The sequence below is a fragment of the Devosia sp. J2-20 genome (assembly GCF_055808475.1).
Map to the genome: position 1 here is coordinate 3044419 of NZ_CM147870.1, position 8082 is coordinate 3052500.

Consider the following 8082-nt stretch of genomic DNA (forward strand, 5'->3'; position numbering starts at 1 on the left):
GTTCCCCTAGATTGGTTCTTACGAAGCGGCGTTTAGACGTGTTGAGAGGCGGACCATCTCCTCTTTGGCCCCTCCACCCGACTCCTTGGCGATCCGCTGCTGCCTAAGCTCAGCCAGATGCGGAACGAAAATATTCTCCAGCGCACCAGGGTCCGGCGCGTGACGGTATTCGAAACAGCGCACATTGGGCCGGACCAGGTCGATGATGTGATCGGCGCCAGAGGCGTAGATGACGACGTCGCATCCCAACAGCGTCTCGCGCAGATCGGGCGCGGAGGACCAAGTCACGACAATGTCGGAAACGTGCGGCGCGAATTCGCGCACGCTAGGACGCATGATGGCAATGTATTCCTGAAAGTGAGTCACGGCAGCCACACGCGCCCGCGGGTCAATCCCGGCCAAATTCTGCCGGGTTCCTTGTGACGGCAAAAAGCGCAGACCCAGCACATGCTCAATGCCGACCAGGGCGCGCACTTCCGCCTCACGGTGAGCGAAGGTAATAACCAGATCAGCTTCAAGACATGCATCCCGCTCGGGACCTGGCTCGCGCAGGCTATCCAGGGTCACCAGCGCCATCGTGTCATTGACGCCAAGGCTGGGGCGGATCTGGGCGACATAGTCACGCCCGGGACCCTCGAAGATGCAGACAAAGACCGTCGACAGCCCAATTGTGGGTCGGCGCAGTTGCGCCTGTGCACTTATCATGGAAACCAGCGCCATCGTGGAAACGCCCAGCGACTCGGCCCGACCAATAATGGCTTCGATATCAGCGCGCAGCGCATTGATCGGCTGATGCTCGCTGACGCTGGACTGACGCGCGCCCATGGTGAAGGCACCAAGACCGTGCCGCATCTCAACCAGACCTTCATCGCGCAACTGCTGATAGACTTGACTGACCGTCATGGGGGCGATGCCCAGATCCGCTGCGAGCTGGCGTACGGACGGCAGCTTGGTACCATCCGCCATCCCGCCGAAGGCCAACGTATAACTCAACAGTCCATGCAACTGTGTGCCCACTGGAACAGGCAAGGACTTGTCAATGCTGCTGGCGTCGATGGGAAACATATGTGTTCTATCCACTCAGTACACCTAGACCGTAACACCTCGCTCTGCCGACGCAAGCCCCTGTGAGCTTTTTTTACTCAGCGTTTGCCAAAGCTCAAAAACTATGCACATTTTAGCTGAAGAGTTCCGTGTTTCTTGGCGCAAGCGTGCATATTTGCCGTGATGCGAGTAAACGACGTTGTGCCAGCACGCATAACGAGTAGACGAAGGTGTACTAATGGATTATATCAACCTGGGCAGGACAGGCCTGAAAGTCTCACGACTAGCCCTGGGGTGCATGACCTTTGGCACGCCGAACTGGGCTCCCTGGGTGCTCGATGAGACCCAGTCGCAGCCGATCCTGGAAAAGGCCCTTGAACTGGGCATCAACTTCTTTGATCTCGCCGACATGTATTCAGCCGGTGAGAGCGAAGTGGTAGTGGGCCGCGTGTTGGCCAGCCAGCCCCGCCACAAACTGGTTCTGGCAACCAAGCTGTACAATCCCATGAGCCAGGATCCAAATGATCGCGGCCTCTCGCGCAAGCACATCTTTGAGGCGATCGATGGTAGTCTTCGGCGGCTGGGCACGGATTATATCGATCTCTACCAGTTGCACCGCTTCGACTATGAAACACCCCTCGAAGAAACGCTCGACGCTCTTAATGATGTCGTACGCGCCGGTAAGGTTCGTTATCTGGGTGCCTCGTCCATGCATGCCTGGCAGTTCATGAAGGCGCTGGGTCTGCAGCGCGCCAAGGGCTGGGCGCCGTTCGTGTCGATGCAGCCGCACTACAACCTGATGTATCGCGAGGAGGAGCGCGAAATGCTGCCGCTTTGCCAAGCCGAAGGCATTGGCGTGATTCCTTGGAGCCCTCTCGCCCGAGGGCGTCTGGCCGGTCGCAGCACGGATGCTTCAACCCGAGCCCAGACCGACAAGACCGCCAATGCACTCTACGACCGTTCACAAGAGCAGGACGAGGCAGTGATAACCGCCGTCCGCGCCGTGGCAGAACGGCATGGCCGTCCACCCGCCCAGATTGCCTACGCTTGGGTCGCCAGCCGACCCGGCATCACTGCACCGATCGTAGGTATTTCCAAGCTGCATCAGTTCGATGATGCCGTTGCTGCGCTGGAAGTGAAACTCAGTAACGAGGATGTGGCGCTGATGGAAGCGCCTTACCACCCCAAGCCCATTGCCGGGCACCAGTGACTAGAGGACCGCTGCGATGAAACTGGGCAAGGAACTGGCGGAACTGACTGCAGGCATCGACGCATTGTATCGGCGGACACCTCGCAGCGATGGCTTTCTCGACAAGGAAGGGCTCATCCCTGTGGCTGTGGCCGATGTCACACCCAGTTCCTTGCGAGACTACTCCGAAGCGACGGCGGCGCTGCTGGCATTGCGCAGCAGGCTATCTGCCGAAGCGGAAAGCCCGCTACGGCGAGACTACCTTGAGGAGATGATCGATTCCCTGCTGGCGTTGATCGAGACCTTTGAGGAACGTCCAATCACATTTGCCGACCGGATAAGGCGACAGATCCGTGTCGATACCCAGATGATCGGCGACGAGATTCTGGATGGGTATCGCACTACCATCCGGCAAGCACTTGATGAACTGGGCTTTGCTGGTGGCACGCTGGCCGACGATCTGGTGCGCTGGAAAACCAGCGCGCAGGTACCGGCCGATGCTGTGCTGGCGACAATGCGTGAACTGACGCTTGAAGCGCGCACCCGGGCATCGGCGTCCATGTATCCCATGGACGATCAGTGGATGGAGCCGGTCGGCGTCAATAACGTGCCATTCTCGGCCTATTGCGACTATCCATCGCGCAAAGTGCTGATGAACCTGGATTTTGCCTATACCCGCTTTGGGCTGAAGCATTTGGCGACCCATGAGGTATTCCCTGGCCATCTGGTGCATTTGGCGCTGCGCGAGCGCTATGTTGCTGAGGGAAGCATGCCTCTCGATGGTGCGCAGGTTGTCACCAGTTCGGCCAGCAGCGCGCTGTTTGAAGGTATAGCCGACAACGGCATGTTCTTCTTGAACTGGATTGATGGCCCGGAGGACGTACTTGGTGTTGCCTTGCAGCGGCTGCGCAGCGCCCAGCGCTGCAACGCCGCCTGGATGATGCATGGCATGGGCATGGCGTTTGATGAAATCGTGCCGATCATTGCGGAGGGCAGTTTTCAGGATCCGGACGCGACGCGCTCCCGGTTGGCCTTTCTCAGCCACAAACTGCGCGCCCCCTTTGTGTATGCCTATTGGTCTGGGGAGGTTGCGGTGCACGAATTGTGGAAGACCGTCACCCTCGGCCGGCGCACGGAGTTCTGGCAGTATTTGTATAGCAATATGCACACGCCCAGGACCCTGCTCAATCACTGGGGCGGCGGCTAACCTGTCCCGCAACTCACCAGCAGTTACCGCTGGGTGCTTTGCACTTAAGAGCAGGAAAGCGATCGCCGCGATTCTTTAGTTCGGGTAAGGAATATATTCATTGGTCGGTGCCACAGTAGGCTCAGGGCCAAGCAACGGGCACGCTGAGCGGGTGTCCGGCGCCGTAGAAGTTGCGCTGCCCTAGGAAAGGACACGCAATGTCGCTGGTTGATCGACACGCCGTCACTGTTAGCGGACGGGGCACCAAACCGATGGTATTTCTGCACGGGTATGGGTGTGACCAGAATATGTGGCGTCTGATGACGCCCTTTTTCGAAGAGGCCCACAAGGTCGTTCTGTACGATCAGATCGGCGCCGGCCGGTCGGATCTGAGCGCCTATGACAAGGACAAATATAACCGCCTGCAAGGCTATGCTGACGATCTGATCGCGATTTGCGACGAGTTGGCGCTCGGCCCTGTCGTTGTGGTGGGGCACAGCATTAGCGGCACCATTGCGCTTCTGGCCGCCAAGAAACGCCCGGAACTATTCGAGAAACTGGTGATGGTCGGCCCCTCACCAAGCTTCATCAATGATGGCGACTATGTCGGCGGCTTCGACCGGTCGGATATCGACGACATGCTCGAATTTCTCCAGCTCAACCACGAGGGCTGGTCCAGCCAGATGGCCCCCATCATCATGGGCAACCCGGATCGCCCCGCGCTCGCCGAGGAACTCGAAGCCAGCTTCTGTCGGACTGATCCGCAAATTGCCAAGCAATTCGCCCGGGCGACATTCCTGTCTGACCACCGGGCCGATCTGGTTGATGTGAATACACCCACGCTGATTCTGCAGAGCGATGACGATGCGATCGCTCCGGTAAGTGTGGGGACGTATATGGCGCAGACCATGCCCAATGCGCAGATGGTGCTACTGCGGGCGCAGGGGCATTGCCCTCACATCAGTTCAGCCCCCCTGGTGTCAAAAGCCATTCTTGATTACCTGGCGCAGTAGGGCCCGCCGGATGGATCCCGAAGTCCCCGGAACATTGACTGACAAAGGGTCAGCGCTGGATCTGTTCGAGTTGGCGCCAGCAGCCATGGTGCTGTGCCATCGGCAGGGGTTCGTGCAGAAATTCAACCGGGCATTTGCACGGCTGGTCGGCTGGCAGGATGGCAAGATACCGCCGGCGCGACAGTTCAAAGAACTGCTGACCAGGCCGTCGCAATACATCTATGGCTCACAGGTTGTGCCGCCGCTGCATCTGTTGGGCGCAGTCGAAGAGATCGAGCTTGATATCGTCACAGCGGATGGATCGAAACTTCCCGTATTGCTTGGCGCAGTGCAGATCGACGGCGGCGATGGCGAAAACCTGCATTGCTTCTCGCTCACCCCGGTCAAGGGACGACGCGCTTACGCCCGCGAGCAGTTCGAGGCGCGGGCCAAGCTTGAGAGACAGCAGGAATATCTCGACCTCGCCGAGAAGCTTGCCCGGGTAGGGCATTGGCACGCCCAACTGGCCACCGGCGAGGTGTTCTGGTCGCCGGTGGTCTATTCGATTCATGGGCGGGATCCCGCCGACGCGGCACCCCTCGATCTCGAAAAGGCCATCAATTATTATCACGCGGACGACCGCGAGGCTGTGCGCGCCGCCATCACTGAGGCGATGGACAGCAAGCAACCCTTCGCGTTTGAAAAGCGACTGGCCCCGAGCGAGCATCAGGGCGTGCGGTATGTCGAAGCCTATGGTTTGTGCGAGTTTGACAATACCGGACAGCCAACGGGCATATTCGGCGTCCTGCGCGACGTCACCGAGGCGCGCCAGGCTCAGGCCGACCTGGAAGCCAGCGAAGAGCGCTATCGCATGCTGGCCGACAGTGTTCCGGGCCTGATCGGCTATTGGGATCGCGATCTATGTTGCCGCTTCGCCAATCAGGCCTACCAGGAATGGACCCCCTATGCGCCTGCCGAGCTGGTGGGCATGACCATGGCACAAGTCGCCGGCGAAGAACTCTTCGCGCGTAACCAGCCATACGTAGTCGCTGCCCTGGGCGGCGAGCGACAGAGCTTTGAGCGCACCGTGGTGATCCCCACCGGGGAAACGCGCCACGCCTGGATCGAATATCTGCCCGATCACGGGCCCGATGGCACGGTGCGCGGGTTCTACTCGATGATCACCGATGTCACTGCGCTCAAGCAGCGCGACCAGGCCGAGCAGGAATCCAACGCGCTTCAATCCGCGGTATTGTCCAGCACCAGTTACATCGTCATTGCCACAAAGCCAGACGGAACCGTGACCATGTTCAACGCGGCAGCGGAGGCTGCCCTCGGCTATCGCGCCGAAGACGTCATTGGCAAACATACACCGGGGCTCTGGCACGATGTGAGCGAGGTTATTGAGCGCACCGAGCAGATCAATGCAGAACTAGAAACCGCTATAGAACCGGGCTTTGCCACATTTATTGCCCAAGCCGATCTCACTGGATCTGAGACGCGAGGCTGGACCTATATAGCCAAGGACGGACGTCGCTTCCCCGTCCGGCTGAGTGTCACCCAACTGCGCGATACCGATGAGCAGATCACCGGTTATCTCGGCGTGGTAGAAGACATTACCGACCGCAAAGCGGCAGAAGAAGCCCTGCGCACCAGTGAGGAGACCTTCCGCGTCGCCATGGAGCATGCCAGCATCGGTATGACGGTTCTTGACCCCGGGGGGCGCTGGGTCCGGGTTAATCAGGTGCTGACGCAATTGCTGGGCTATACGGAGGAACAACTGCTCGGTCTGGACTTCATTGCCGTCACCCACCCCGATGACAGGGTGGCCAGCGAGCAAGTGGTTCAACAATTGCTGTCGGGGGAAATTGACACGCACACGGCCGAAAAACGCTATCTGTGTCGCGACGGCCAATCGGTCTGGGCCCAGTTGAGCGCTGCCGCCGTACGCAATCCCGATGGCAGCACGAAATACCTGGTAGCCCAGATACAGGACATCACCGAGCGCCGCGAAGTCGAGCGGGTCAAGAACGAGCTGATCTCGACGGTTAGTCATGAATTGCGTACACCCGTCACCTCGATCCGCGGAGCGCTTGGCCTGCTGGCCGGGACCATGGCCAACGATCTGTCGCCGCAGGCTGTCAAGCTGGTCGACATTGCCAACAAGAATAGCGAGCGGCTGATCCTGCTGGTCAACGACATGCTCGACATCGACAAGATTGCCTCGGGCAAGATGGCGTTTGACCTCCGCTCGGAGGCGTTGGGCCCGATTATTGGGATGGCGCTTGAAAACAACCAGCCCTATGCAGACCGCTTCGGGGTGAGCATCAACACCAATGCAGAAGTTTTGTCGGCCGAAGTGTTGGTCGATCCGGCGCGCCTGCAGCAGGTCATGAGTAATCTGCTCTCCAATGCGGCCAAGTTCTCGCCTGCTGGTGGGCAGGTGGACGTTACCGTCACGGCGGGCGACACAATGTGCCGCGTTGCCGTCCGCGATTACGGACAGGGCATTTCAACCGCTTTTGCGCCGCTGATCTTTGGCAAATTTACCCAGGCGGACTCCTCGGCCACCCGGTCCAAATATGGCAGCGGGCTGGGACTGCATATCAGTCGCGAGATCATCCTGCAGATGGGTGGTCAGATCGGCTTCGACAGCACGCCCGGCGAGGGCGCCACATTCTGGATTGATCTGCCGCTGGCAGTTGCCTGAGCTTAGAGCAGTCCGTCCATCGGGCCCGCCCCCTTCAGACACAGGCAGCGCACGACCCTTCTAGAAGCGACCAGTGTCGGCAGCCCTTGGCGTTTGTTTTGTTTGTTATTTTGGTTTTTTTGAACGCAAGAAGCCCTCACTGTTTCCAGTGAGGGCTTCTTTATTCTTTTTCGACATCGTAATGAGATCATACGTTTTTGGCAGACCTTGCAGCGACCTACTCTCCCAAGCCTTAAGACTTAGTACCATTGGCGCGGAGGAATTTGACGGTCGAGTTCGGGATGGGATCGGGTCTTGGGCTCCTCGCAAGAACCACAAGGTCAGCGAAAAACGTATGAGTGAATTCTGGTTATGTTTTGTATTGGACCAACAACTCTCCCATGCAAGGAGTGTTGGTCTGGTGTCTGAGCCGATCATTTCACAGTCTATGCGGACATAGATTAATGAGAACGATCAAGCCAATCGAGCTATTAGTACCGGTAAGCTTCACATATTGCTACGCTTCCACACCCGGCCTATCGACGTGGTGGTCTTCCACGGCTCTCAAGGGAATACTAGTTTTGAAGGAGGCTTCCTGCTTAGATGCTTTCAGCAGTTATCCCGTCCGAATTTAGCTACCCTGCAATGCGGCTGGCGCCACAACAGGTCCACCAGAGATTCGTCCAACCCGGTCCTCTCGTACTAGGGTCAGCTCTTCTCAATATTCCTACACCCACGGCAGATAGGGACCGAACTGTCTCACGACGTTCTAAACCCAGCTCACGTACCACTTTAAATGGCGAACAGCCATACCCTTGGGACCTGCTCCAGCCCCAGGATGTGATGAGCCGACATCGAGGTGCCAAACAATGCCGTCGATATGGACTCTTGGGCATTATCAGCCTGTTATCCCCAGCGTACCTTTTATTCGTTGAGCGATGGCCCTTCCACGCGGGACCACCGGATCACTATGACCGACTTT

Annotated in this window: 5 protein-coding genes and 2 rRNA genes (1 of these 7 only partly in view); 4 read left to right on the top strand and 3 right to left on the bottom strand. The window is 58.4% G+C overall.

Translation table 11 applies throughout. From position 1 onward, the window contains the following. Nucleotides 1–18 precede the first annotated feature (18 nt). Nucleotides 19–993 (bottom strand): GntR family transcriptional regulator, encoded by a 975-nt coding sequence (locus tag AC0L37_RS14945; RefSeq protein ID WP_282222809.1) that lies wholly within the window; start codon nt 991–993, stop codon nt 19–21. 289 nt (nt 994–1282) lie between these two features. Between AC0L37_RS14945 and AC0L37_RS14950 the strand changes: the two genes are divergently transcribed. The 4 genes from AC0L37_RS14950 to AC0L37_RS14965 all read left to right on the top strand — a co-directional run bounded on the left by AC0L37_RS14950 (nt 1283) and on the right by AC0L37_RS14965 (nt 7121). Beyond that, nucleotides 1283–2254 carry an aldo/keto reductase gene (locus tag AC0L37_RS14950; RefSeq protein ID WP_282222808.1) on the top strand — a complete coding sequence of 324 codons (972 nt, stop codon included), beginning with the start codon at nt 1283–1285 and terminating at the stop codon, nt 2252–2254. Between the two features lie 16 nt (nt 2255–2270). Next, complete coding sequence (locus AC0L37_RS14955) at nt 2271–3440, top strand: hypothetical protein (protein WP_282222807.1); 1170 nt, start codon at nt 2271–2273, stop codon at nt 3438–3440. A 197-nt stretch (nt 3441–3637) separates the two neighbouring features. Next, nucleotides 3638–4432, top strand: a complete 795-nt coding sequence (locus tag AC0L37_RS14960; RefSeq protein ID WP_282222806.1) for an alpha/beta fold hydrolase — start codon at nt 3638–3640, stop codon at nt 4430–4432. 10 nt (nt 4433–4442) lie between these two features. Next, nucleotides 4443–7121 (top strand): PAS domain S-box protein, encoded by a 2679-nt coding sequence (locus AC0L37_RS14965; protein WP_282222805.1) that lies wholly within the window; start codon nt 4443–4445, stop codon nt 7119–7121. A 204-nt stretch (nt 7122–7325) separates the two neighbouring features. On the opposite strand, the gene rrf is transcribed toward AC0L37_RS14965, so the two are convergent. After that, nucleotides 7326–7441: ribosomal RNA gene (gene rrf, locus AC0L37_RS14970) — 5S ribosomal RNA — on the bottom strand. Between the two features lie 129 nt (nt 7442–7570). Continuing rightward, nucleotides 7571–8082, bottom strand: a 23S ribosomal RNA gene (locus AC0L37_RS14975) (it continues 2208 nt past the right edge of the window).